The organism is Bradyrhizobium pachyrhizi, from assembly GCF_001189245.1.
Classification (GTDB): domain Bacteria; phylum Pseudomonadota; class Alphaproteobacteria; order Rhizobiales; family Xanthobacteraceae; genus Bradyrhizobium; species Bradyrhizobium pachyrhizi.
In genome coordinates, this window is sequence record NZ_LFIQ01000039.1 from 141,615 (window position 1) to 163,280 (window position 21,666).

Genomic DNA, 21,666 nt, shown 5'->3' on the forward strand with positions numbered 1-21,666 from the left:
CGCTTACGGCGGCAACTCACTGTTGGGTCTTGGCCGGCGCCCACCGGGTCAGCGACAGTTGCCGAAACAATGATCCGGTTCCCGGCTGGAGGCAATCCAATTTGGAATTGCTCGAAAAGAATAAATTTCCGAAGATGCCTGTTGTGCGATGCGGCAACGGCATGACGCTTTTTGGAATGCCAGCGTTCGTGTCTAATCGACAGGCGCTTGCTCAAAGCGTCGGCAGCAAGCACCGGCAACGCCGTCCGATAACAGCGGCGAGAGAAACACAAGGAGCCCGTCAATGGCCAAGCTCAACCGCAACGGCGTCGAGATCTACTACGAGGTTCACGGCAGCGGCCCGCCGCTGATCCTGACCCACGGCTATTCCTCGACCTCGGCGATGTGGCAGGGCCAGATCGAGGCGCTGTCGCAACGCCACAAGCTGATCCTGTGGGACATGCGCGGGCACGGCCAGTCCGACTATCCCGACGATCCCGATGCCTATAGCGAAGCGCTGACGGTCGGCGACATCGCCGCTCTCCTCGACGCCGCCGGCGCCGACAAGGCAATCGTCGGCGGGCTGTCGCTCGGCGGCTACATGTCGCTCGCCTTTCACCGCGCCCATCCGGAGCGGGTGCGGGCGCTGCTGATCATCGACACCGGCCCGGGCTTCAAGAAGGACGACGCCCGCGATGTCTGGAACAAGCGCGCCCGTGAGACCGGCGACCGCTTCGACCGCGAAGGGCTCGAGGTGCTGAGATCGTTGAGCGCCGAGCGCGCATCGGTCACCCATCGCAACGCCAGGGGCCTCGCGCTCGCCGCGCGCGGCATGCTGGCACAGCGCGATGCACGGGTGATCGAATCGCTGCCCGGGGTCCAGGCGCCATCGCTGGTTGTGGTCGGCGCCGACGACACGCCCTTTCTGGCGGCGTCCGACTACATGGCGGCGAAGATCCCCGGTGCGCAGAAGGCGGTGATTCCGAACGCCGGCCATGCCGTCAACATTGACCAGCCGCAGGCCTTCATCGCCGCGGTGCTGCCGTTCCTGGATGGCCTTGAAGCCGACGCGCCGGGAAAGCCCGCGTCATGAAGACAGTCGCCGTTGCCTTGCTGCTGACTGCGGCCACGACAGCGGCGAGCGCGCAGAAGCTGCCGTTCGTGACAGCCCCATCCACTTTCACCGCGACGCTGTCGAACACCACGCCGCTGGCGCTTGGCATGGGCGTTGCGGACGCGCAGCGCGCGCTCGGCACGCCGCTCACCTATGTCAGCGGACAGCCCGGCAACGAGATCTTCCTGACCTTCCGCGACCTCGGCGGCGGCGGGCTGTTTCCGCACCACGACCGCCTCTTCCTCCAATTCCGCAAACACCGGCTGACCGGCTGGAAGGCCGACTGGGGCGAGAACTGGATGTGGCGCTAGATCATGCTCGATGCATGATCGGCTTTCGCAGCGATCGCCAAGAAGCTTCATGCAACCCCCAAACTGACAAGGATGGACCATGGGACAAGACATCAAACTGAAAGCTTCGGACGGTTTCGAACTCGGCGCCTACCGCGCCGATCCTGCCGGCGCGCCGAAGGGCGCGGTCGTCGTGATCCAGGAGATTTTTGGCGTCAATCACCACATCCGCTCGGTCTGCGACCGGCTGGCGAAGGAAGGCTATGTCGCGGTTGCACCTTCAATCTTCGACCGCATCACGCCGAACTTCCAGAGCGGCTATTCCCCCGACGAGATCGCCGAGGCGCGGAAGTTCGTCGCCAATCCGGACTGGGCCGCGATGCTGCGCGACACCCAGGCGGCGATCGACGCGGTGAAGTCGGTCGGTCCGGTCGGCATCATCGGCTTCTGCCTTGGCGGCAGCGTCGCCTATGCGGCCGCCACCAGGCTGGCCGGGCTGTCAGCCGCGGTCGGCTATTACGGCGGCGCCGTCGTGCGCTTCGCCGACGACAGGCCGGCGGTGCCAACGCAGCTGCATTTCGGCGAGAAGGATGCCGGCATTCCCTTGAGCGATGTCGAGACCATCAAGTCGAAGCGGCCCGAGGTCGAGGTCTTCATCTATCCCGGCGCGCAGCACGGCTTCCATTGCGACGAGCGCGCCAGCTACGACAAGGCAAGCGCCGACATTGCCTGGCCGCGCAGCATGGAATTTTTCGCGAAGTATCTGCGCTGATAGGGCGAACCTGGAATGACGAAGGACGCTGTCCTTCGTCAGAACCAGCGCTCGCCGACGAACACCGTATCGCCCGGGCTCATCGGCGTGCCCAGCGGCACCACGAAGCGCCCGGAGCCGGACGCATCGGTGTGGGTCAGCGTCACGCTGTCGCGGCGGGCACGCGGCGAGAAGCCGCCGGCAATCGCGACCGCGCTCTCGACCGTCATGTTCGGCACGTAGGGATATTGGCCGGGGGCCTGGACTTCGCCGAGGATGAAGAACGGACGATAGGACTCGATCTCGACCGCCACCGAAGGCTCGCGGATATAGCCGTTGCGCAGCCGTGCCGAGATTTCGCCGGCAAGCCCGGCCGGCGTGCGGCCGCGTGCCGGCACCGAGCCGATCAGCGGCATGGTGATCGCGCCCGCGGCGTCGATCGCATAGGAATTGGTCAGGCCTTCCTGGCCGTAGACCACGACGCGGAGCTTGTCGCCGGGGCCAAGGTGATATCCGTTGTCGTAACCGGCGGGGGGTCCACCCGGGGAGGCGGCGGCATAGACGACCGGGGCGGCGGCCGGTGCGGCATAGCCATAACCAGGGGATGCGCTGGCGAAGGCGGAACGCAATGCGCTGATCGCACCGCCGCCGCCGGCATCGGCAACTGGAGCGGGTGCGTAGGCCGGGCCGTAGGTGACGGCATCGACACCTTGCGGGCCGACGGCGACGGGACCGGACGTGCTCATGCAGCCAGACAGCGCGAGCGCAGCCACAACGGCAGTGATCGGCAATCGTAACGCGCGTGCAACCGGCACCGGACCTATCCCTCAACGGCGAGACAGGCCCAGTCTTGCACCACTTATGGTTAACAAAGGGTTTTCGAGGATCGAGCGGGAGGCCGGAAAAGCCGGCCTCCCATTGGCTTGGAACCGTGCCCGTGAAGAGCGCAAACCGGCTTTCCGGAGCGGGCTCTTTCTCAACAAGACGGTCAGGCGGTGACGCCGACGCCGATCGGGCAGGACACGCCGGTGCCGCCGAGCCCGCAATAGCCCGCCGGATTCTTGGCGAGGTATTGCTGGTGGTAGTCTTCGGCGAAGTAGAATTCACCGGCCGGCGCGATCTCGGTGGTGATGGCGCCGAGGCCCTTGGCGGCAAGCGCCTTCTGATACATCGCCTGCGACTCATCGGCGGCTTTGCGCTGCGCGTCGCTGAACGTGTAGATCGCGGAGCGATATTGCGTGCCGATGTCGTTGCCCTGGCGCATGCCCTGCGTCGGGTTGTGGTTCTCCCAGAACGTCTTCAGCAGCTTCTCGTAGGAGATCTTCTTCGGGTCGAACACAACCAGCACCACTTCGGTGTGGCCGGTGCGCCCCGAGCATACTTCCTCATAGGTCGGGTTCGGCGTGTGGCCGCCGGCATAGCCGACCGCGGTGGTGTAGATCCCCTCGCCGAGTTCCCAGAATTTGCGCTCCGCGCCCCAGAAGCAGCCGAGCCCGAACACCGCCTGCTCGAGGCCTTGCGGATAAGGCGGCTGCAACTTGCTGCCATTGACGAAATGGGTGATCGCGGTCGGGATCGGCGTCGCGCGGCCCGGCAACGCCTCGGCGGCGCTTGGCAACGCGGTGGTCTTGCGCATGAACAACATGGACACCTCCAGGCGGGACATCGGCCGACGCGGCAACGGCCTGCGGGCCGGCTGTCACCTATATATGTCCTTACGCGGATGATGGCAGCCCCGTTACGGGGCGCTGCAGCCAGGGAGGGCTGCCGACAAGTCAGTCGCGCGCGTAGCCGATCAGGGGCTTGCGCGGCCGGAACAGGATCATCAGCAGGATGCCGGCAATGCCGAGCACTGCGAACACCGGCTGCTCCAGAAGCAGGCGGATCACGTCATTCCAGAGCCAGGGCGCGAAGCGATCCACCCAGGCATGGAATGCCTGCTGGCTCGACTGGTGGATGTCGTTCCAGAACTGGCCGAATTGGGTGAACCGCAGGCTCTGGTCGGCGACGTAGCGGGCCCCGTCATAGACCATGAAGATGAAGCTGCCGGCCAGCAGCAGAAGGCCGATCAGACGGAAAAAGCCGCGGATCATGCGTCACCCTAACTCCCAGTCGCGCCCCACGCGTCGTCAGGCCTTACCGGGCGCCCCCCGGAAATTCAACCTCTTCAGCGGCTTATCCGGCCCCCGCGGGGGCGATTTCGGGCCCTTTTTGGGTCCCGAAAGCGTTGACGCTTAAGCCCGCGCCATCTATAAGACCGGCCGATGGCGGCGGGCGCAATCCTGCCGCCGCTGTTCTTTGGACAGTGCCGCATGCGGGGGCAGCATTTTGCGCTCTTCGCATGGCCGCCTCAAGGACACCCAAGAAAACCACCTTGGACAAATACATCAGAGTTGGGATTTGAACCGGCCGGTGCGCGCAAGCCCGACCACCGAGCGATCACCGCCGAAGGACAGTTAGAGAACCATGGCCAACACCACCTCCGCCAAGAAGGCGACCCGCAAGATTGCCCGCCGCACCATCGTCAACAAGTCGCGCCGCACGCAGATGCGTGGCGCGGTGCGCACCGTCGAGGAAGCGATCAAGAGCGGCGACCGCGAGGCGGCGCTGAAGGCGATGAGCCGCGCCGAGCCCGAGCTGATGAAGGCAGCGCAGCGCAACATTATTCACAAGAACAACGCGAGCCGTAAGGTGTCGCGCCTGTCGCAGCGGATCGCCAAGCTCGCCAAGTAGCGCTCGCGAAGCAAGAACTCGCCGAGCGAGCTGACTGAAAAACACATTTGTCACGAAGCCCGGCTCGCGCCGGGCTTTTTGTTTTTGTCTCGCATTTTGTCGTGGAAGTTTCATAGCGCGAGAAGAGTCGGCGTTGCCGCGCAACGAACTGCATGTCATGTTTCGTCGCGTCCGTAGTTCTACCGGCTCAACATGCTTAACGCGGAGCACTCGCGCACAGATTGTTCTTCGCTAAGCTAGATAGATGGAATAGCGCGCCGGCTTCTCGCGTCGAAATTTGCGAAGCGGGGTTACCCTGCAAAAGCAATCGAGAAAAATGACGTCTCGCGAGTTACTTATGCACATAGCGCCGAACAGCGATTGGAAAAATGACCGGCGCGAGACCAAATGTAAATTTTCTATGAAAAATTTTTGGTATTGCACCGTCGTTTGTGACACGCGTGAATCTGTGCGGTGATTCAAAAACTTGCTTTCGCAACTCAGCGTCGGCGGCGCCGCAACAGTCGCGAAGAGTCTCGATCCCCGTCGAATCCACGGATTGTCAGAAAATCAGCTTGGTGTATTTATTTCTTGTTCGCGACGCCCACGGCTCTCCAGATCAGCGCGGTTTGAGACCCAGGGGCGGACGCACAAATCGGCGGCGGTGTGTGCGTTAGCGACGCTTTCCAAGCGAAGCTGGATTGACGGCTCATAGCGATATGAGGACGGTCGACCTGTGTCAAAATTTCTCCGGCGATGTCCCCGGCAATTTGGGGGATCGAACAAGAGAGACCAGGACGTCAGTCGGAATCTGGCAGCGGGAACGCGGAGCGAGTGAACGGGTTGACGACGACACGGCGGCGGCGAAGCGCCGGGCATTTCGGTGTTCGGTAGCGGCAGTTCGAACTTGAAGACACGAGCAAGCTGACAACTTGCCGCGATACGTCGCGGCGGGAGGGGGAGGTCTTATGCCTTACGGTATCATCACTGCAGTCGAACCAACGACAGCCGAAGCGCAAATTTCCAGTGGTGCCGTAATCAACCCCTCGGACGTCAGCTCCCACCCGAAGCGTCCGTCGAGTACGCGCTGACCTCGCGGGGCGCATCTTCTCCAAACAGCTGATCTGTCGGGTGGCGCATGGCCGCCGCACGGGAGAGCTTTGTCCGGAGCAGACCGCGCCCGCTAGAGGTCGCGCCGCGGCAGGAAACCTGCACGGCGCTTTCGCAACGATTATCTCTCAGACTTGGAAGTACGAAGGCAATGACGAACACGGAACAGGATCGCTGGTCGCGGGTGAAGGGACGTTTGCGGACGAGCGTTGGCGAGGACGTCTACACGAGCTGGTTCGCTCGGATGGATCTGGAGAGCGTGCACGACGAGAGCGTGCACCTGTCGGTTCCGACCCGATTCCTCAAGAGCTGGATCCAGGCGCACTATGCCGAACGCGTGCTTTCCTGCTGGCAGGCCGAGATGCCCGAAGTGCATCGCATCGACCTCACCGTGCGCTCGGCGATCCGCGCGACGGCTCCGGTGAAGGAAACGGTTGCGCCCGTCGAAGTGCGCCGCATCGAGCGCACCGACGGCCGGCTCGTGCCTGAACTGCGCTCGGTTGCGACCGCGCCGGTGTCCGCGAGCCACGACGCGCTCGGCGGCTCGCCGCTCGATCCGCGCCTGACCTTCGCCAGCTTCGTCGTCGGCAGGTCCAACACGCTGGCTCATGCGGCGGCCCGCCAGGTCGCGGAAGGTCGCCGCGGCGATCCCGTGATGTTCAACCCGCTCTACATTCATGCCGGCGTCGGCCTCGGCAAGACGCATCTGCTGCAGGCGGTGACCTGGGCCGGCAATTCCGGCAGCGAGCGCAAGGTGCTGTATCTCACCGCCGAGAAATTCATGTACGGCTTCGTCGCGGCGCTGAAGACGCAGACGGCGCTGGCCTTCAAGGAGGCGCTGCGCGGCATCGACGTGCTGGTCATCGACGATCTGCAGTTCCTGCAGGGCAAGTCGACGCAGGCCGAGTTCTGCCACACGCTGAACGCGCTGATCGATGCCGGCCGCCAGGTCGTGATCGCTGCCGACCGTCCGCCGTCGGATCTGGAAAGCCTCGACGACCGCGTGCGCTCGCGGCTCGCCGGCGGCCTCGTGGTCGAGATGGGCTCGCTCGGCGAGGAACTGCGGCTCGGCATCCTGAAGTCGCGCGTCGCCGCCGCCCGCGCCCACCATGCGAGCTTCGATGTACCGGAGGAAGTGCTCGACTATCTGGCGCGCACCATCACCCATAACGGCCGCGACCTTGAAGGCGCGATCAATCGCCTGCTGGCGCACTCCAAGCTCAACAACCAGCCGGTGACGCTGGAGATGGCCGAGCGCGAGGTGCGCGACCTGATCCGCCCGCAGGAGCCGAAGCGGATCAAGATCGAGGACATCCAGCGCGTGGTCGCCCGGCAGTACAATGTCAGCCGCTCCGACTTGCTGTCGTCCCGCCGCACCGCCAATGTGGTGCGCCCGCGCCAGGTCGCGATGTATCTGGCGAAGACACTGACCTTGCGCTCGCTGCCGGAGATCGGCCGGCGCTTCGGCGGCCGCGACCACACCACGGTGTTGCACGCCGTGCGCAAGATTGAGGCACTGGTCGCCAAGGACACGGCGCTGTCGGAGGAAGTCGAATCGCTGAAGCGCCAGCTGCAGGAATAGGGCCGCTTCATCCGGCCGGCTCGTTCCATCGCCCTCCCCTTTGCCAAAGGGGAGGGCTAAACTTTTTTCCGACCCAAAACGTGGGGAACGGGGCTCGTTTCACGCCCGTATCCCTTGCACCGGCCGCCCATCCGCGCCACCTTGCGGTCCCCCCGTGGGTTTGATCAAATCCGGTATTGATCCGGCTTTTCGGGTTTCCAATGCCGCGGTGCTGCCCTGAACGGCCGCCCGGCTTTTCCATCTGAGGGATCTGGCGGGTATTGCAATGAAGGTCACCGTCGAGCGCGCGCAACTCCTGAAATCGCTGGGTCACGTTCACCGCGTGGTCGAGCGCCGCAACACCATCCCGATCCTCGGCAACGTGTTGATCCGCGCCGAGGGCGCGAAATTGTCGCTGAAGGCGACCGACCTCGACCTCGAGGTGACGGAGACCTTGGCCGCCGAGACCGGAACCGCCGGCTCGACCACGGTGCCCGCGCACATGTTCTACGACATCGTCCGCAAGCTGCCCGACGGCTCGCAGATCGTGCTGGAAGCCGACGGCGACCGCTCGGTGCTGGCTGTGCGTGCCGGCCGCTCGCGCTTCACGCTGCAGACCCTGCCCGAGAGCGACTTCCCGGGCCTTGCCGCCGGCGACATGACGCATTCGTTCTCGCTGCCGGCCTCCGACATCAAGCGCCTGATCGACCGCACACAGTTCGCGATCTCGACCGAAGAGACCCGCTACTACCTCAACGGCATCTATCTGCACGCGGCAGGCAACGCCAAGGCGGCGACCCTGCGCGGGGTTGCGACCGACGGCCACCGGCTGGCGCAGATCGACCTCGCGCTGCCCAAGGGCGCAACCGGCATGCCCGGCGTGATCGTCCCGCGCAAGACCGTTGGCGAAGTACAACGGCTGATCGAGGGCGACGACGCCGAGATCTCGATTGAGCTGTCGGACGGCAAGATCCGTTTCACGCTCGGCAATGTGGTGCTGACCTCGAAGCTGATCGACGGCACCTTCCCGGACTATGGCCGCGTCATTCCGCAGAACAACGACAAGGAGCTGGTCGTCGACAAGAAGGATTTCGAAGCCGCCGTCGACCGCGTCTCGACCATTTCCAGCGAACGCGGCCGCGCGGTGAAGCTCGCGCTGTCCGCGGGCAAGCTGGTGCTCTCGGTCACCAACCCGGATTCCGGCAGCGCCACCGAGGAACTCGAGGTCGAGTACGCTTCCGACGCGCTGGATATCGGCTTCAACTCACGCTATCTGCTCGACATCGCCGCCCAGATTGAGGGCGAGGTCGCGGTGCTGAAGCTCGCCGATCCCGGCTCACCGACCCTGGTGCAGGACCGCGACAGCAAGGGCGCACTCTACGTGCTGATGCCGATGCGGGTGTGATTCCTCCTTCTCGTCATGGCCGGGCTTGACCCGGCCATCCATCGAGCAAGAGATGACCTATTGGGTGTACATTCTCGCGAGCAAGCCCGGTGGAACCTCTTTAACTCGGTGTAACCAATAATCTGGTGCGGCGCGTCTACGAGCATCGCGAAGGTCTGGCCGAGGGCTTTACCAAGAAGTACGGCATCAAGACGCTCGTCTATTTTGAGGCACACGAGACGATTGCCGTCGCACTTCAGCGCGAGAAGAATATCAAGCACTGCGTGAGTGGAAGATCGATCTGATCGTTGCCGGCAATCCCGACTGGCGAGACTTATGTGATGAAATTGTCCGCTGACGCGGACGATGGATTGCCGGGTCAAGCCCGGCAATGACAAGGTAACATGACCCCGTCCCGCATTCACCGCCTGTCGCTGACGCATTTCCGCAATTACCGGACGGCGACGCTGCAGGTCGCCGGCGACATGGTGGTGCTGGTCGGGCCGAACGGTGCCGGCAAGACCAATTGCATCGAAGCGGTCTCGTTTCTGTCGCCGGGCCGCGGCCTGCGCCGCGCGACGCTGGAGGACATCGCCGACAACCAGGGCGACGGCTCCTGGGCGGTCTCGGCCGAAGTCGAGGGCGCGCTCGGCCTTGCGACGCTCGGCACCGGTATCGATCCGCCGACCGGCGACGCCGGCAGCACGAGGCGCTGCCGCATCGACCGCGAACCGGTGGGGTCCGCGACCGCGTTCGGCGATCATCTGCGCATCGTGTGGCTGACGCCGGCGATGGACGGCCTGTTCATGGGCGCCGCGTCGGAACGGCGGCGCTTCTTCGATCGCCTGGTGCTGGCGATCGATTCCGAGCATTCCAGCCGCGTCTCGGCACTGGAGCGCTCGCTGCGCTCGCGCAACCGGCTGCTCGAGGTGCGCAACTATGACGACCATTGGTGTGACGCGATCGAGCGCGAGACCGCCGAGCTCGCGGTCGCGGTCGCCGCATCGCGGGGCCAGACCGCCGCCAAGCTCGCCGTGATGCTGCGCGAGCGCGGCGCGGCCTCGGCCTTCCCCTCCGCCGAGATCATGCTCGACGGCTGGATGGAGAACGCACTGCTGCAGGAGCCTGCAACGGCGGTGGAGGACCGCTACCGCGAGATCCTGCGCGCCAGCCGGCCGCGCGATGCCGCCGCCGGGCGCACGCTCGACGGCCCGCATCTGACCGATCTGCAGGTGGTCTACGCGCCGAAGAACATGCCGGCGCGTGACGCCTCGACCGGCGAGCAGAAGGCGCTTTTGATCGGGCTGGTGCTGGCGCACGCTACGATGGTCGCGGAGATGACCGGCATCGTGCCGCTGCTGCTGCTCGACGAGGTCGTCGCCCATCTCGATCCGAACCGCCGCAAGGCGCTGTTCGACGAGCTCGCCAAGCTCGGCGCCCAGGTCTGGATGACCGGCGCCGATCCCGCGGCGTTCCTCGACATCGGCCCTCGGGGGGAGATTTTCGACGTCGAATCCGGCCGAGCCGCACGGCGCGGCTGAGGGTGCGGAATCTGCTCCGAGAGGGCCTCGAATCCGCCTTCGAATCGGGCTTTTCGAGACCGCCGGAATCGGCCTTTGAAAGCCTTGAAACAGGCCTAAAAAATCCTATTTATTCAATAGTTTGTAGATGGAGACTTTGCGCTAGGCGCAACCCCTCTTTCATGGCACAAATAGCGGAATCAGCGCCTCATATTGCGCAGCTGATTCGGACATCCTCGAAGGCCTCACATGACTGAACCTGCCCGGCAGACCCCTGCCGAATCTGAGCATCCCGTTCCGGCCGAATATGGTGCGGAATCGATCCGGGTGCTGAAGGGCCTCGACGCCGTCCGCAAGCGCCCCGGCATGTATATCGGCGACACCGACGACGGTTCCGGCCTGCACCACATGGTCTACGAGGTCGTCGACAATGCGATCGACGAGGCGCTGGCGGGCCATGCCAGCCGCGTCCTGGTTACCCTCAACGCCGACAATTCCGTCACCGTGTACGACGACGGACGCGGCATTCCGGTCGGCATCCACAAGGAAGAGGGCGTCTCGGCAGCCGAAGTCATCATGACCCAGCTGCACGCCGGCGGAAAATTCGACCAGAACTCCTACAAGGTTTCCGGCGGTCTGCACGGCGTCGGCGTCTCCGTCGTCAACGCGCTCTCCAGCAAGCTCGCGCTGCGGATCTGGCGCGACGACAAGGAGCACTACATCGAATTCGCGCACGGCGATGCCGTGGCGCCGCTCAAGGTGGTCGGCGATGCCCCGGGCAAGCGCGGCACCGAGGTCACCTTCCTCGCCTCGGTCGAGACCTTCAAGAACATCGAATATGATTTCGCGACGCTGGAGCACCGGCTGCGCGAGCTCGCCTTCCTCAATTCCGGCGTCAACATCGTGCTCTCCGACATGCGTCACGCGGTCGAGAAGCGCGAGGAGATGCACTATTCCGGCGGTGTCGAGGAATTCGTCAAATATCTCGACCGCAACAAGAAGGCGATCGTGCCGGCACCGATCATGGTGCGCTCGGAAGCCAACGGCATCGGCGTCGAGGCGGCGCTGTGGTGGAACGACAGTTACCACGAGAACGTGCTGTGCTTCACCAACAACATCCCGCAGCGCGACGGCGGCACCCATCTGGCCGGCTTCCGCGGCGCGCTGACGCGCCAGGTCAACGGCTATGCCGAGGCCAATGCGAAGAAGGAAAAGGTCGCGCTGACCGGCGACGATTGCCGTGAAGGCCTCACCGCGGTGCTGTCGGTGAAGGTGCCCGATCCGAAATTCTCGTCGCAGACCAAGGACAAGCTGGTGTCCTCGGAGGTTCGGCCGGTGGTCGAGAACGTCCTGAACGAGGCGCTCGCCGCCTGGTTCGAGGAGAATCCGAAGGAAGCCAAGGAAATCGTCGGCAAGGTCATCCAGGCCGCCGCGGCCCGCGAGGCTGCGCGCAAGGCGCGCGAGCTGACCCGCAAGAATCCGCTCAGCGTCTCCTCGCTGCCCGGCAAGCTCGCCGACTGCCAGGAGAAGGACCCGGCTAAATCCGAACTGTTCATCGTCGAGGGCGACTCGGCAGGCGGCAGCGCCAAGCAGGGCCGCAACCGCGAATTCCAGGCGGTGCTGCCGCTGCGCGGCAAGATCCTGAACGTCGAGCGCGTCCGTCCCGACAAGATGCTGTCCTCCGAGCAGATCGGCACGCTGATCACCGCGCTCGGCACCGGTATCAGCGACGATTTCTCGGTCGACAAGCTGCGCTATCACAAGATCATCGTGATGACCGACGCCGACGTCGACGGCGCCCATATCCGCACGCTGCTGCTGACCTTCTTCTATCGTCAGATGCGCTCGATCATCGACGGCGGCTACCTCTATATCGCCCAGCCACCGCTCTATAAGGTCTCGCGCGGCAAGTCCGAGCAATACCTGAAGGACGAGCGCGCCCTCGAGGACTATCTGATCTCGACCGGACTCGACGAATGCGTCTTCAAGCCGGCCTCCGGCGACGACCGCTCGGGCCGTGATCTGCTGTCGCTGGTCGAAGACGCCCGGGTCATCCGCTCGGTACTGCGCAACCTGCACAGCCGCTACAATCGCGCGGTCATCGAGCAGGCCGCGATCGCGGGCGTGCTGAGCCCGAGGATCACCGCCGAGATCGCCACCGCCAACTCGGCGGCGGAATACATCGCCAAGCGGCTGGACGCCGTGGCCGAAGAGGTCGAGCGCGGCTGGATCGGCACCTTCACGGAAGGCCATGGCTTCCAGTTCGAGCGCACCGTGCGCGGCGTCAAGGAAGTGGCGGTGATCGACGACGCTTTCCTCGGCTCGGCCGATGCTCGCAAGCTCGATGAATACGCGACCAAGCTGCAGGAGATCTATGTGCGGGCGGGCAAACTGCGGCGCAAGGATACCGAGCAGATCATCCACGGTCCGGTCGACCTGTTCGAAGCCGTGACCGATGCCGCTCGCAAGGGCATTTCGCTGCAGCGCTACAAAGGTCTCGGCGAGATGAATCCGGAGCAGCTCTGGGAGACCACGCTGGACAAGGACGCGCGCTCGCTGCTCCAAGTGAAGGTCAAGGAGGTCGACGAGGCCGACGATATCTTCACCAAGCTGATGGGCGACGTGGTCGAGCCGCGCCGCGAGTTCATCCAGGACAATTCGCTCAGCGCCACCATCGACATCTAGGGTTCTGCGCACGGCGAGGCGGGCGGGCGCTTTTCGGCGCGGTGGCGGCGCTACCTTTCGTGTGGAAGGTGCGCCGGGAGTTGTGTTACGGTGCTGGACGGCCATTGATTCCGTTGTGGAATTTCCAATGGCCAAGTCTGAATGATGCGTTAGGGGACATTCCGCGTGCCGCCGATCCAATACATCGTCGAAGGCGGCCGCCGCCTTTCGGGCACCATCGAGCCGTCGGGCAACAAGAACTCCGCGCTGCCGATCATCGCCGCGGCACTGCTCACCGAGCACCCGGTCACGCTGACCAACGTGCCACGTATCCGCGACACCGAAACGCTGGTCGAATTGTGCCGCTCGGTCGGCGCCACCGCCGAATGGACCGAACGCAACACGCTGCAGATTCATGCCAAGGAGATCCGCGCCGCCGATCTCGATCCGGCGCTGTGCGCGCGCATCCGCGCCTCGATCCTGCTCGCAGGTCCGCTGCTCGCCCGCTGCGGCGAGGTCGCGCTGCCGCCGCCCGGCGGCGACGTGATCGGCCGCCGCCGGCTCGACACACACTTCCTGGCCTTCGAGCAACTCGGCGCCACGGTCACCGCGACGCATCGGCTCGAATTCCGCGCCTCGCGCCTGAAGGGCGCCGACGTGTTCCTCGACGAGCCCAGCGTCACCGCGACCGAGAACGCGCTGGTCGCAGCCGTCGCCGCCCGCGGCACCACCTATCTGCGCAACGCGGCCTCCGAGCCGCATGTGCAGGACCTCGCCAATTTCCTGATCGCGCTCGGCGCCAAGATCGAAGGCGTCGGCACCAACACCATCATCGTGCACGGGCCGGCAACGCTCGGCAGCACGACTTTCGCGATCCAGCCCGACCATATCGAGGTCGGATCGCTGATCGGGCTTGCCGCGGTGACCCGCTCGCCGCTGCGCATCGCGCGCGCCGGCGTCGAGCATCTGCGCTCGATCCGGATGGGCTTTGAGCGGCTCGGCATCGTCTGCGGCGTCGAGGGCGACGACCTCGTCGTACCGTCCGGCCAGACCATGAAGATCCAGGACGATTTCGGCGGCCATGTGCCGAAGCTCGAGGACCAGCCCTGGCCGGCCTTCCCGGCCGACCTGATGTCGATCGCGATCGTCACCGCCACGCAGTGCGACGGCGTCATCCTGATGCACGAGAAGATGTTCGAATCCCGGATGTTCTTCGTCGACAACCTGATCGCGATGGGCGGCCGCATCGTGCTATGCGACCCGCACCGCGCGATCGTCGCCGGCCCCAGCCGGCTGCGCGGCGCGCCGATGAACTCACCCGACATCCGGGCCGGTATGGCGATGCTGCTGGCCGCGGTATGTGCCGAGGGCACCTCCACCATCAACAACGCCGACCAGATCGAGCGCGGCTATGAGCGGATCGATGAGCGGCTCAACGCCCTCGGCGCCAAGATCAAGCGGATACCCGCGCGATCGTGATCCGGGCACGATCCGGAAAAGTGTAAAGCGGTCCTCCGGTCTCAATCGACAATCTGGGGCGCGACGACCTCTGCGTGAGATCGTCGCGTTTGCGCGACTTGGCCATCCTTCCGGCCGGTTTGCCGTGCTAAGCGTGCCGTCATGACCTGCATCGACAAGATCGACCCGGCCGCGCCGAACGCGGCCGTCGGTGTCCCTCGCAACCTGCTCACGGCCGAGCTCGCGGAAACGCTGAAGCTCGCGGTGCCGCTCGCGCTGACGCAGCTCGGGCAGATCGCGATGATGACGACCGATCTCGCCTTCATCGGCCGGCTCGGCAGCGAAAACGTCGCCGCAGCGGCGCTGGCGCACACCGTCTATTTCGTCAGCTTCACCATCGGCATGGGCATGATGTCGGCGGTCTCGCCGCTGGCCGCGCAGGCGTTCGGCGCGCGCAACCCGCGCGTGATGCGGCGCGCGCTCCGCGTCGGCCTGTGGGCCGGCTTCTTCATGGTGCTGCCGCTGATGGCGCTGCCGTTCCAGGGCGAGCGCATCCTCATCGCGCTCGGCCAGACCCAGGCCACCGCGCATCTGGCGCAGCAATATCTGTTCGGGCTCGCTTGGGGCATCCTGCCGGCGCTGTGGTTCATCGCACTCCGCGGCTTCATGAGCGCGGTGAACCGGCCGGAGGCGGTGCTGTGGATCACGCTCGCGGCGATCCCGGCCAATGCGCTGATGGTCTACCTGTTGCTCTACGGCAAATGGGGCATGCCCGAACTCGGCATGTTCGGCGCCGGACTTGCGACCACGATCGTCAATCTCGGCACCTTCCTTGCCGGCGTGTGGTTCGCGGTGCGCCGCCGTCCGTTCCGCAAGTACCATGTCTTCAGCCGGCTCTGGCGCATCGACTGGCCGCTGATGGGCAAGCTGGTCGCCGTCGGCGCGCCGATCTCGATCGCCTTCCTACTGGAGTACGGCCTGTTCGGTGCGGCCGGTCTGCTGATGGGGCTGATCAGCACCACGGCGCTGGCCGCGCACCAGATCGCGCTGCAGATCGCGGCGATCCTGTTCATGGTGCCGTTCGGCGTCAGCATGGCCGCTACCGTGCGGGTCGGTCAGGCCGTCGGCCGCCGCGATACCGACGCGGTGCAGCGCGCCGGCTTTGTCGCGATCGCGCTTAGCGGGATCTTCATGAGCATCATGACGCTCGCGGTGATCCTGGCCCGCTTCGAGATCGCGGCGCTGTTCCTCGGCGAGGCCTCCGACACCACCGCGCAGCTCACCGCGGCGCTGCTGTTGATTGGCGCGACCTTCTTCATCGCCGACGGCATCCAGACCACGACCGCGGGCGCGCTGCGCGGCATGAACGACACCCAGGTGCCGCTGCTGTTCGCCATCATCAGCTATTGGCTGATCGGCTTCGCGTCGGCCTCAGCGCTCGCCTTCTGGGCCAAGCTCGACGCCGCCGGTGTCTGGATCGGGCTATCGCTCGGGACGGCGGTCTATGCGACCCTCCTTGTCTTGCGTTTCCGCCTGCTGGCACGCAGACTGGGCAAATGAAGGTCGACGAGGTCACGCCGAACGTGGATTCCGCCGCGCTGCTCGCCGGCGCGCAGTTCATCGACGCGTTCCGCGTCGCGACTGCGCGCCCCGACATCGATGCGCGGCACGCCGCCGAGGCGATGGTGGCGCGGCAGCCGCGCTGGATCGAATGGCTGCTTGCCCTGCGTAATTTCATCGTCGCGCCGCTTGGCCTGAAAACCTCGGGCGCAGCCGACGGCGCGGCGCGCGACATGATCGGGATCTTTCCGGTGGTCAGCGAGACGCCGGAGCGACTGGTCGCGGGGTTCAACGACAAGCATCTCGACTTCCGGCTCGTCGTCGACGTCGCCTCCGCGGGAGCTGTGCGCAGCATCACCGCGACCACGCTGGTGCTCACCCACAACTGGTTCGGGCGCGCCTATCTCGCGGTGATCATGCCGTTCCACCGCCTGATCGTACCCGCGATGCTGCGCAAGGCCGGAGGCTGAGTTCCGGGTCTCCAGACGCGTTTTCTTCGCGCGAACCGGTACCCACTTCGCTCGAAAACGCTCTCGTCTCAAGCCGCGCTCTTCTCCGGCGTGTCGGCGACGATCTTCTCGGAGGCGTCGGCGTTGGTGCACCAATTGCCGTGGCAGCGCTTGAGGTCGTTGAGATTCTGCCGCATCTGGTCGAGCGAGAAGCCGAGCGCGTAGAAGCGCTCGGCGGCATCGACCGGCAGGCCGCGGATCAGGCCATCCCTGCGGACCGCGGCGACCTCCTCGCCATAGGCGTGCAGCGCCGCATCGACCGGCGCCATGTCGGCCGGGCCGCTACCGGCGCGCAACGCGGTCGCGACCGCCACCATGTAAGTCACGATCGCCTTGCTGACGTCGGCCAATGGCCGCGCCAGCCTCGCCTGGATATCGGCCGGTAGCGGCACCACGCAGGCCCGCCCGATCATCACGACGTCGTGCCGCAGCCGCTGGATTGTCCGCAGCAACGGGCCGGTGTCCGGCCCCGATGACAGATGCATCGAGCGCTCGCGCTCGGCCTCGAGACCGGTCGCGTGCAGATTGGTCACCGCGGTGCCGATGCCGTCCTGGATCCGGTGCAGCGCGTCGTTGTCGAGGCCGCGGGTCAGGCCGGCGAGCAATTCGGCGAACGCCGCTGACAGCAGTTCCAGCAGCTTCGATCCATTGACCCTGATCTGGCTGACCGCGCGCGACGGCAGCACCAGGAACGAAATCAGAAGCCCCGTGAGCGCGCCGACCGTCACCTCGAGGACGCGGTCGATCGCGGAGTCCAGCGGGTTGGAGTGATGCATCGTCGGCAGCAGCAGCACGATCACCGCCGTCACCGTCGCAGAGTTCAGGCTCGGATTGAGCGCGGCGATGAAGGCCAGCGGCACAATCGCCAGCACCAGCAGCGCCAGCAGGCTGCCCTCGCCGGAATGCGGGATCAGAACCGCGATCGCGCCGCCATAGACGGCGCCGCCGATGGTGCCGAGCATGTAATCGCGGCTGGCCTTCAGCGAGCGGCCGACGCTCATCTGGGTCACGATCAGCGAGGTCAGCACCGCCCAGAGCGGCAGCATCAGGTTGAGCGCCAGCGCGATGGTATAGGCCGCCACGCCGGCGGACGCGATCCGGACCGCCAGCGCCAGCTGCGTCTTGCGGGTCCAGAGCTGGTCGAACATGCGTTTTGCGAAGGTCCTCATGCACCGTGATCCGCAATCAAAGGAAAGGCCCGTGTTACATGACTTGAAGCTAACCGACTGACCGTCAGGACTTGGAGCATGGCAGCTGCCCGCGGCGGCAGGGTGGCTTGAAAGGCCTGTCCTGCCCGCCTACCCTGCGCCGCAAAATTGAGGAAACACGATGGCCCACGAAACCGCAACGCTCGCCGCCTATGTCGCCGACCTGAAATATTCCGACATTCCGCCGGAGGTGCTGGAGCGCGCCAAGGTTTTGACGCTGGATTTCCTCGGCAGCACCATCCGCGCCCGGCGCGACGCGGAATCGACGCCGTCGCTGATGAAGATGCTGGAGGCGCTGGCGCTCGACGGCAAGGGCGAGGCCACCGTGTTCGGCGATACCAAGACCTGGACCCCGGCAGTCGCCGCGCTGCTCAACGGCGCGCTCGGCCATTCGCTCGATTTCGACGACACCCACGCCGATTCATCGCTGCATCCGAGCGCACCCGTGGTGCCCGCCGCGTTCGCGGTCGGCGAGATGGTCGGCGCATCCGGCCGCGACGTGCTGACCGCGATCGTCGCCGGCTATGAGGTGTGCTGCCGGCTCGGCAACGCGCTCGACCCGACCTCGCATTACGCCCGCGGCTTCCACCCGACCGCGACCGCCGGCACCTATGGCGCGGCCGCGGCGGCAGCCAAGCTGTTCGGCTTGTCGAAGGAGCAGATCGTCTCCGCTTTCGGCGTCTCCGGCAGCCAGGCCGCGGGCTCGCTGCAATTCCTGGTCAACGGCGCCTGGAACAAGCGCTACCAGGTCGGCGCCGCCGCGATGAACGGCGTGATCGCCGCGACGCTCGCGCGCAACGACTTCATCGGCTCGAGCGAGGCGGTCGAGGGCAAGCACGGCCTTTTGGTCGGCTACAGCGACAATGCGCATCCGGACAAGGCGGTGGCCGGGCTCGGCAGCACCTATGAGACGCTGAAGATCGGCGTGAAGCCGTATCCGAGCTGCCGCTACACCCACGCCGCGATCGACGCGCTGATCGCGATGCGGCGCGAGCACAATCTGACGCCGGACCAGATCAGGAAGGTCGAGATCGGCCTGCACCGCAACGGCATCACGCTGACCGGCGACGCCGCCACCAAGCGCCACCCGACCTCGGTGGTCGGCGGCCAGTTCTCGATGTTCTTCACCGGCGCGATCGCGCTCGACCAGGGCCATTTCGGCTGGGACGATTACGACCGGCTGGGCGATGCGGCCATCGACGCGCTCGCCGACAAGTTCGACGTGGTGCAGGACGACCGCCTCGAGGTCGGCCGCACCCACCCGTTCGGCGCCCGCGTCTCGATCACCACAGATGACGGCACCCATGAGCGCCTCTATGCCGATCCCTCCGGCGAGCCGACCTCGTTCCCCGACGCAAAGGCGATGCAGCAGAAGTTCCTGACGCTGGCCCGCCCGGTGCTCGACAAGCGCGCCGACCAACTCGCCGACGCCATCCTGACGCTGGAGCGCTTCGATCGCGTGGAGAAGGCGACGCAGCTGGGGCGGCAGTAAGCAGGCGGTCGAGGCGGCTCACGTCGCGAGCTGCAACTACTGCTGTCGTCCCGGCGAAGGCCGGGACCCATACTCCGCGGCTTCTGTTGTGAACGGGACTCGTCGTTCCACCATCGCGCAACCAGCAGCAATGGTGGTTATGGGTCCCGGCCTGCGCCGGGACGACGATGAGGATGCGGTGTCGCGCCCTGGAATGACGGCGCGTCCTACTCCGCTCCGTCGATGATCACGAAATCCCCGTCCGAATATTTCTGTCGGATCGCCTTCGCGGCCTGATATTCCGGGCAGGTGTAGCATTCCATCGCGGTGGCGCGGTCCCTGAATTCGATGACAAAGTTGCGCTGGCGCGTTGCGCCTTCCATCACGTCATAGGGGCCATTGCGCACGATGAAGTTGGCACCGTACTTCTCGAACACCGGCATCGCGGCGGCGAGATATTCGGGATAGCGGGCTTCATCGTGAACCGTGACGTGGACGATCCAGTAGGCCTTCGGCATGATGGTCTCCGGCTGACGCGTGCTTCAAGAAACTGTGACGCACCTCCTCACGAGATGCGCCACAGCATCAGAAAATTCCGGAGGCCGAGATTCAATTCACGATCGCGCGGGTGTTGCGCGGGTGTTGTGTGACGTGCCGGTCAATTGCCGCCCGCGAGCCGCGGGCTTGCGGACGTCACGGTGACGACGTCACGGACCAGATCGAACACGCCGTCGGCCTCGGGCGGCATGTTCGGCGAGCGGCCGAGGCGCACAATGACGAGCCGCTGCGACGGCACGATGATCACGTATTGCCCGATCGTACCCTTGGCGAAGAAGGCGTCGCGCGGCCAGCCGTGCTCGACACGGAAGTGGGCGCCAAAGCTGTCGCCGAGATTGGTCCAGAAGCCGGCGCCATAGCCAACCCAAGCATTCGGCGTCGGCGATACCGAGTACTTCACCCAGCCCTCGGGCAGGATGCGCTTGCCGCCGGCCACGCCGTCATTGAGATAGAGCTGACCCAAGCGCGCCCAGTCGCGCGCGCTCGCCATCATCGCGCCCGATCCTTCCGGCGTACCCGCAGCGTCGAACTGCATCACGACATTGCGCATGCCGAGCGGTCCGAACAGCTCCTCACGCGCGAAGCGCATCACATCAGCCGCATGCCCGCCGGCGGCGTTGCGGACCAGGTGCGAGAGGATCAGGTAGTTGCCGTCGTGATAGTTCCAGACCCGGCCGGGCGCGCTCTCCAGCGGAGCGCTCTCGGCGAAGGCGGCCATATCCGATTCCATGTACTTCATGCGGTTGACCGGCTCGAGCACGGATGCCAGCGACGCCTGCAGCGAGCTGCCGAGCGCGAGGCCCGCGGTGTGGCGCAGGAGTTGATCGACCGTGATCGCGTGCCGCGGATCGTTCGGATCCTGCCAGGCCGCGATCGGGACCGGCCGGTCGCGCGTCAGCCTGCCCTGGCGGACCAGGATTCCAATCAGGGCCGAAATCGCCGACTTGCTCATGGAGAAGCCGAGCAGCGGCGTGTCGATGCCGATGCCGCCGGCATAACGCTCGGCGACGATGCGACTGTCCTTCATCACGACGACAGCGCGGGTGTGGCGGAATGGCGCCTGCCCGGGCTCGGCAAAGGCGCGATCGAGCGCAGCCGCAAGCTGCGGGGTCTGCGGCGGGACGAGTTCCGGACCCGCGATCTCGGGCAGCAGCACGGCCTGCGGCTTCTCCGGCTGAAGCGCGGTATCGCCCAGCGTGTCGCCATGGTCGAGCGTGCAGCCCATGCCCTCGCGATAGACCGCATGGCTGCGGCCGAGCCCGAACAGCGTCACGGTGACGTCCCTGCGGTCGAGGTCGACCTCGATGTCCATCGCCCAGGTGATCAGGCCGGCCCCCGGCATCGCATCGGTGGTCTCGGTCAGGTTTTGCCTGGGGTCGAGCCCGCTGACGAAGGTCTCCGAGCAGATCACGTTGGCCACAAAGCCGGTCGCGACCTCAGGCACATCGCGGGCGCGGGCGGCGGACAGTGCCAGCGCACCGAAGGCGGTGCTGGCGGCGAGAATGAGAAAGAGCTTTCGACGGGTCACGGGATCCTCCGGCATGGCGCGATAGGTGCGTGGCCGGATCAGGCCGCGGGGGACGGAAGAACGCTTGCCGGATTTGGAAGTCGGGCTAGCCGAGGATTGGAGGCGACTGGTCGATTCTGGAATTGTGACGTGATTACAATGACTTTGGCAGCGGGCTCGCTTCACCTCTCCCGCTTGCGGGGGAGGTCGGATCGCATCGAACGATGCGATCCGGGTGGGGGCTCTCCCCCAAAATGAAAGGGCGTACTTTGCGGAAGCACCCCCACCCCGGCCCTCCCCCGCAAGCGGG

18 protein-coding genes and 1 pseudogene are annotated in these 21,666 nt (G+C 65.5%); 13 read left to right on the forward strand and 6 right to left on the reverse strand.

Annotated elements, in window-relative coordinates:
- Window positions 1-283 precede the first annotated feature (283 nt).
- From AKL29_RS05460 to AKL29_RS05470, 3 genes are all read left to right on the forward strand, one after another.
- A complete protein-coding gene (locus AKL29_RS05460) occupies window positions 284-1,072 on the forward strand; it encodes an alpha/beta fold hydrolase (protein ID WP_050383397.1) in 789 nt (262 codons plus the stop codon).
- Window positions 1,069-1,404 (forward strand): hypothetical protein, encoded by a 336-nt coding sequence (locus AKL29_RS05465; protein ID WP_050383398.1) that lies wholly within the window; start codon window positions 1,069-1,071, stop codon window positions 1,402-1,404. Before AKL29_RS05460 ends, AKL29_RS05465 begins: the two co-directional genes overlap by 4 nt.
- Before the next feature lie 79 nt (window positions 1,405-1,483).
- On the forward strand, window positions 1,484-2,155 hold the full coding sequence (locus AKL29_RS05470) for a dienelactone hydrolase family protein (protein WP_050383399.1): 672 nt from the start codon (window positions 1,484-1,486) through the stop codon (window positions 2,153-2,155).
- Between the two features lie 38 nt (window positions 2,156-2,193).
- Here the strand turns inward: AKL29_RS05470 and AKL29_RS05475 are convergent, their stop codons facing one another.
- The 3 genes from AKL29_RS05475 to AKL29_RS05485 all read right to left on the reverse strand — a co-directional run bounded on the left by AKL29_RS05475 (window position 2,194) and on the right by AKL29_RS05485 (window position 4,227).
- On the reverse strand, window positions 2,194-2,949 hold the full coding sequence (locus tag AKL29_RS05475) for a polysaccharide biosynthesis/export family protein (RefSeq protein WP_050383400.1): 756 nt from the start codon (window positions 2,947-2,949) through the stop codon (window positions 2,194-2,196).
- A gap of 173 nt (window positions 2,950-3,122) precedes the next feature.
- Window positions 3,123-3,779, reverse strand: a complete 657-nt coding sequence (gene msrA / locus AKL29_RS05480) for a peptide-methionine (S)-S-oxide reductase MsrA (protein ID WP_050383605.1) — start codon at window positions 3,777-3,779, stop codon at window positions 3,123-3,125.
- A 130-nt stretch (window positions 3,780-3,909) separates the two neighbouring features.
- Window positions 3,910-4,227 (reverse strand): hypothetical protein, encoded by a 318-nt coding sequence (locus tag AKL29_RS05485; protein ID WP_016842666.1) that lies wholly within the window; start codon window positions 4,225-4,227, stop codon window positions 3,910-3,912.
- 373 nt (window positions 4,228-4,600) lie between these two features.
- Between AKL29_RS05485 and rpsT the strand changes: the two genes are divergently transcribed.
- The 9 genes and pseudogenes from rpsT to AKL29_RS05530 all read left to right on the forward strand — a co-directional run bounded on the left by rpsT (window position 4,601) and on the right by AKL29_RS05530 (window position 16,573).
- A complete protein-coding gene (rpsT, locus tag AKL29_RS05490) occupies window positions 4,601-4,867 on the forward strand; it encodes a 30S ribosomal protein S20 (RefSeq protein WP_016842667.1) in 267 nt (88 codons plus the stop codon).
- A 1,240-nt stretch (window positions 4,868-6,107) separates the two neighbouring features.
- Window positions 6,108-7,538 carry a chromosomal replication initiator protein DnaA gene (gene dnaA, locus AKL29_RS05495; RefSeq protein WP_028335551.1) on the forward strand — a complete coding sequence of 477 codons (1,431 nt, stop codon included), beginning with the start codon at window positions 6,108-6,110 and terminating at the stop codon, window positions 7,536-7,538.
- Window positions 7,539-7,803: 265 nt separating this feature from the next.
- Window positions 7,804-8,922 carry a DNA polymerase III subunit beta gene (gene dnaN, locus AKL29_RS05500; protein WP_016842669.1) on the forward strand — a complete coding sequence of 373 codons (1,119 nt, stop codon included), beginning with the start codon at window positions 7,804-7,806 and terminating at the stop codon, window positions 8,920-8,922.
- 52 nt (window positions 8,923-8,974) lie between these two features.
- Window positions 8,975-9,259: pseudogene (locus AKL29_RS05505) on the forward strand (GIY-YIG nuclease family protein).
- 46 nt (window positions 9,260-9,305) lie between these two features.
- Window positions 9,306-10,442, forward strand: coding sequence for a DNA replication/repair protein RecF (recF, locus tag AKL29_RS05510; RefSeq protein ID WP_050383401.1), 1,137 nt, complete (start codon window positions 9,306-9,308; stop codon window positions 10,440-10,442).
- A gap of 228 nt (window positions 10,443-10,670) precedes the next feature.
- Entirely contained in the window at window positions 10,671-13,106 is a 2,436-nt protein-coding gene (gyrB, locus tag AKL29_RS05515) for a DNA topoisomerase (ATP-hydrolyzing) subunit B (RefSeq protein ID WP_050383402.1), read from the forward strand.
- A gap of 165 nt (window positions 13,107-13,271) precedes the next feature.
- Complete coding sequence (gene murA / locus AKL29_RS05520) at window positions 13,272-14,564, forward strand: UDP-N-acetylglucosamine 1-carboxyvinyltransferase (protein WP_028335548.1); 1,293 nt, start codon at window positions 13,272-13,274, stop codon at window positions 14,562-14,564.
- Between the two features lie 141 nt (window positions 14,565-14,705).
- On the forward strand, window positions 14,706-16,103 hold the full coding sequence (locus tag AKL29_RS05525; RefSeq protein WP_050383403.1) for an MATE family efflux transporter: 1,398 nt from the start codon (window positions 14,706-14,708) through the stop codon (window positions 16,101-16,103).
- The gene (locus AKL29_RS05530; RefSeq protein WP_050383404.1) at window positions 16,100-16,573 is read left to right on the forward strand and encodes a DUF2867 domain-containing protein; all 474 of its coding nucleotides are present in this window, start codon (window positions 16,100-16,102) and stop codon (window positions 16,571-16,573) included. Before AKL29_RS05525 ends, AKL29_RS05530 begins: the two co-directional genes overlap by 4 nt.
- Before the next feature lie 68 nt (window positions 16,574-16,641).
- On the opposite strand, the gene AKL29_RS05535 is transcribed toward AKL29_RS05530, so the two are convergent.
- On the reverse strand, window positions 16,642-17,781 hold the full coding sequence (locus AKL29_RS05535; protein WP_050383405.1) for an FUSC family protein: 1,140 nt from the start codon (window positions 17,779-17,781) through the stop codon (window positions 16,642-16,644).
- Window positions 17,782-17,941: 160 nt separating this feature from the next.
- Here AKL29_RS05535 and AKL29_RS05540 point away from each other — a divergent pair, with 160 nt between their 5' ends.
- A complete protein-coding gene (locus AKL29_RS05540; protein WP_050383406.1) occupies window positions 17,942-19,312 on the forward strand; it encodes an MmgE/PrpD family protein in 1,371 nt (456 codons plus the stop codon).
- Between the two features lie 206 nt (window positions 19,313-19,518).
- Here the strand turns inward: AKL29_RS05540 and AKL29_RS05545 are convergent, their stop codons facing one another.
- Window positions 19,519-19,809 carry a DUF1330 domain-containing protein gene (locus AKL29_RS05545; protein ID WP_050383407.1) on the reverse strand — a complete coding sequence of 97 codons (291 nt, stop codon included), beginning with the start codon at window positions 19,807-19,809 and terminating at the stop codon, window positions 19,519-19,521.
- A 140-nt stretch (window positions 19,810-19,949) separates the two neighbouring features.
- Entirely contained in the window at window positions 19,950-21,377 is a 1,428-nt protein-coding gene (locus AKL29_RS05550; protein WP_050383606.1) for a serine hydrolase domain-containing protein, read from the reverse strand.
- Between the last annotated feature and the right edge of the window lie 289 nt (window positions 21,378-21,666).

Bases quoted from the DNA above. Each gene is read 5' to 3' on its own strand.
- dnaN (WP_016842669.1), top strand. From the start codon at position 7,804: ATGAAGGTCACCGTCGAGCGCGCGCAACTCCTGAAATCGCTGGGTCAC.
- AKL29_RS05485 (WP_016842666.1), bottom strand. From the start codon at position 4,227: ATGATCCGCGGCTTTTTCCGTCTGATCGGCCTTCTGCTGCTGGCCGGC.
- AKL29_RS05530 (WP_050383404.1), top strand. From the start codon at position 16,100: ATGAAGGTCGACGAGGTCACGCCGAACGTGGATTCCGCCGCGCTGCTC.
- gyrB (WP_050383402.1), top strand. From the start codon at position 10,671: ATGACTGAACCTGCCCGGCAGACCCCTGCCGAATCTGAGCATCCCGTT.
- AKL29_RS05535 (WP_050383405.1), bottom strand. From the start codon at position 17,781: ATGAGGACCTTCGCAAAACGCATGTTCGACCAGCTCTGGACCCGCAAG.
- AKL29_RS05545 (WP_050383407.1), bottom strand. From the start codon at position 19,809: ATGCCGAAGGCCTACTGGATCGTCCACGTCACGGTTCACGATGAAGCC.
- AKL29_RS05540 (WP_050383406.1), top strand. From the start codon at position 17,942: ATGGCCCACGAAACCGCAACGCTCGCCGCCTATGTCGCCGACCTGAAA.
- recF (WP_050383401.1), top strand. From the start codon at position 9,306: ATGACCCCGTCCCGCATTCACCGCCTGTCGCTGACGCATTTCCGCAAT.
- AKL29_RS05465 (WP_050383398.1), top strand. From the start codon at position 1,069: ATGAAGACAGTCGCCGTTGCCTTGCTGCTGACTGCGGCCACGACAGCG.
- AKL29_RS05525 (WP_050383403.1), top strand. From the start codon at position 14,706: ATGACCTGCATCGACAAGATCGACCCGGCCGCGCCGAACGCGGCCGTC.
- msrA (WP_050383605.1), bottom strand. From the start codon at position 3,779: ATGTTGTTCATGCGCAAGACCACCGCGTTGCCAAGCGCCGCCGAGGCG.
- AKL29_RS05470 (WP_050383399.1), top strand. From the start codon at position 1,484: ATGGGACAAGACATCAAACTGAAAGCTTCGGACGGTTTCGAACTCGGC.
- rpsT (WP_016842667.1), top strand. From the start codon at position 4,601: ATGGCCAACACCACCTCCGCCAAGAAGGCGACCCGCAAGATTGCCCGC.
- dnaA (WP_028335551.1), top strand. From the start codon at position 6,108: ATGACGAACACGGAACAGGATCGCTGGTCGCGGGTGAAGGGACGTTTG.
- AKL29_RS05460 (WP_050383397.1), top strand. From the start codon at position 284: ATGGCCAAGCTCAACCGCAACGGCGTCGAGATCTACTACGAGGTTCAC.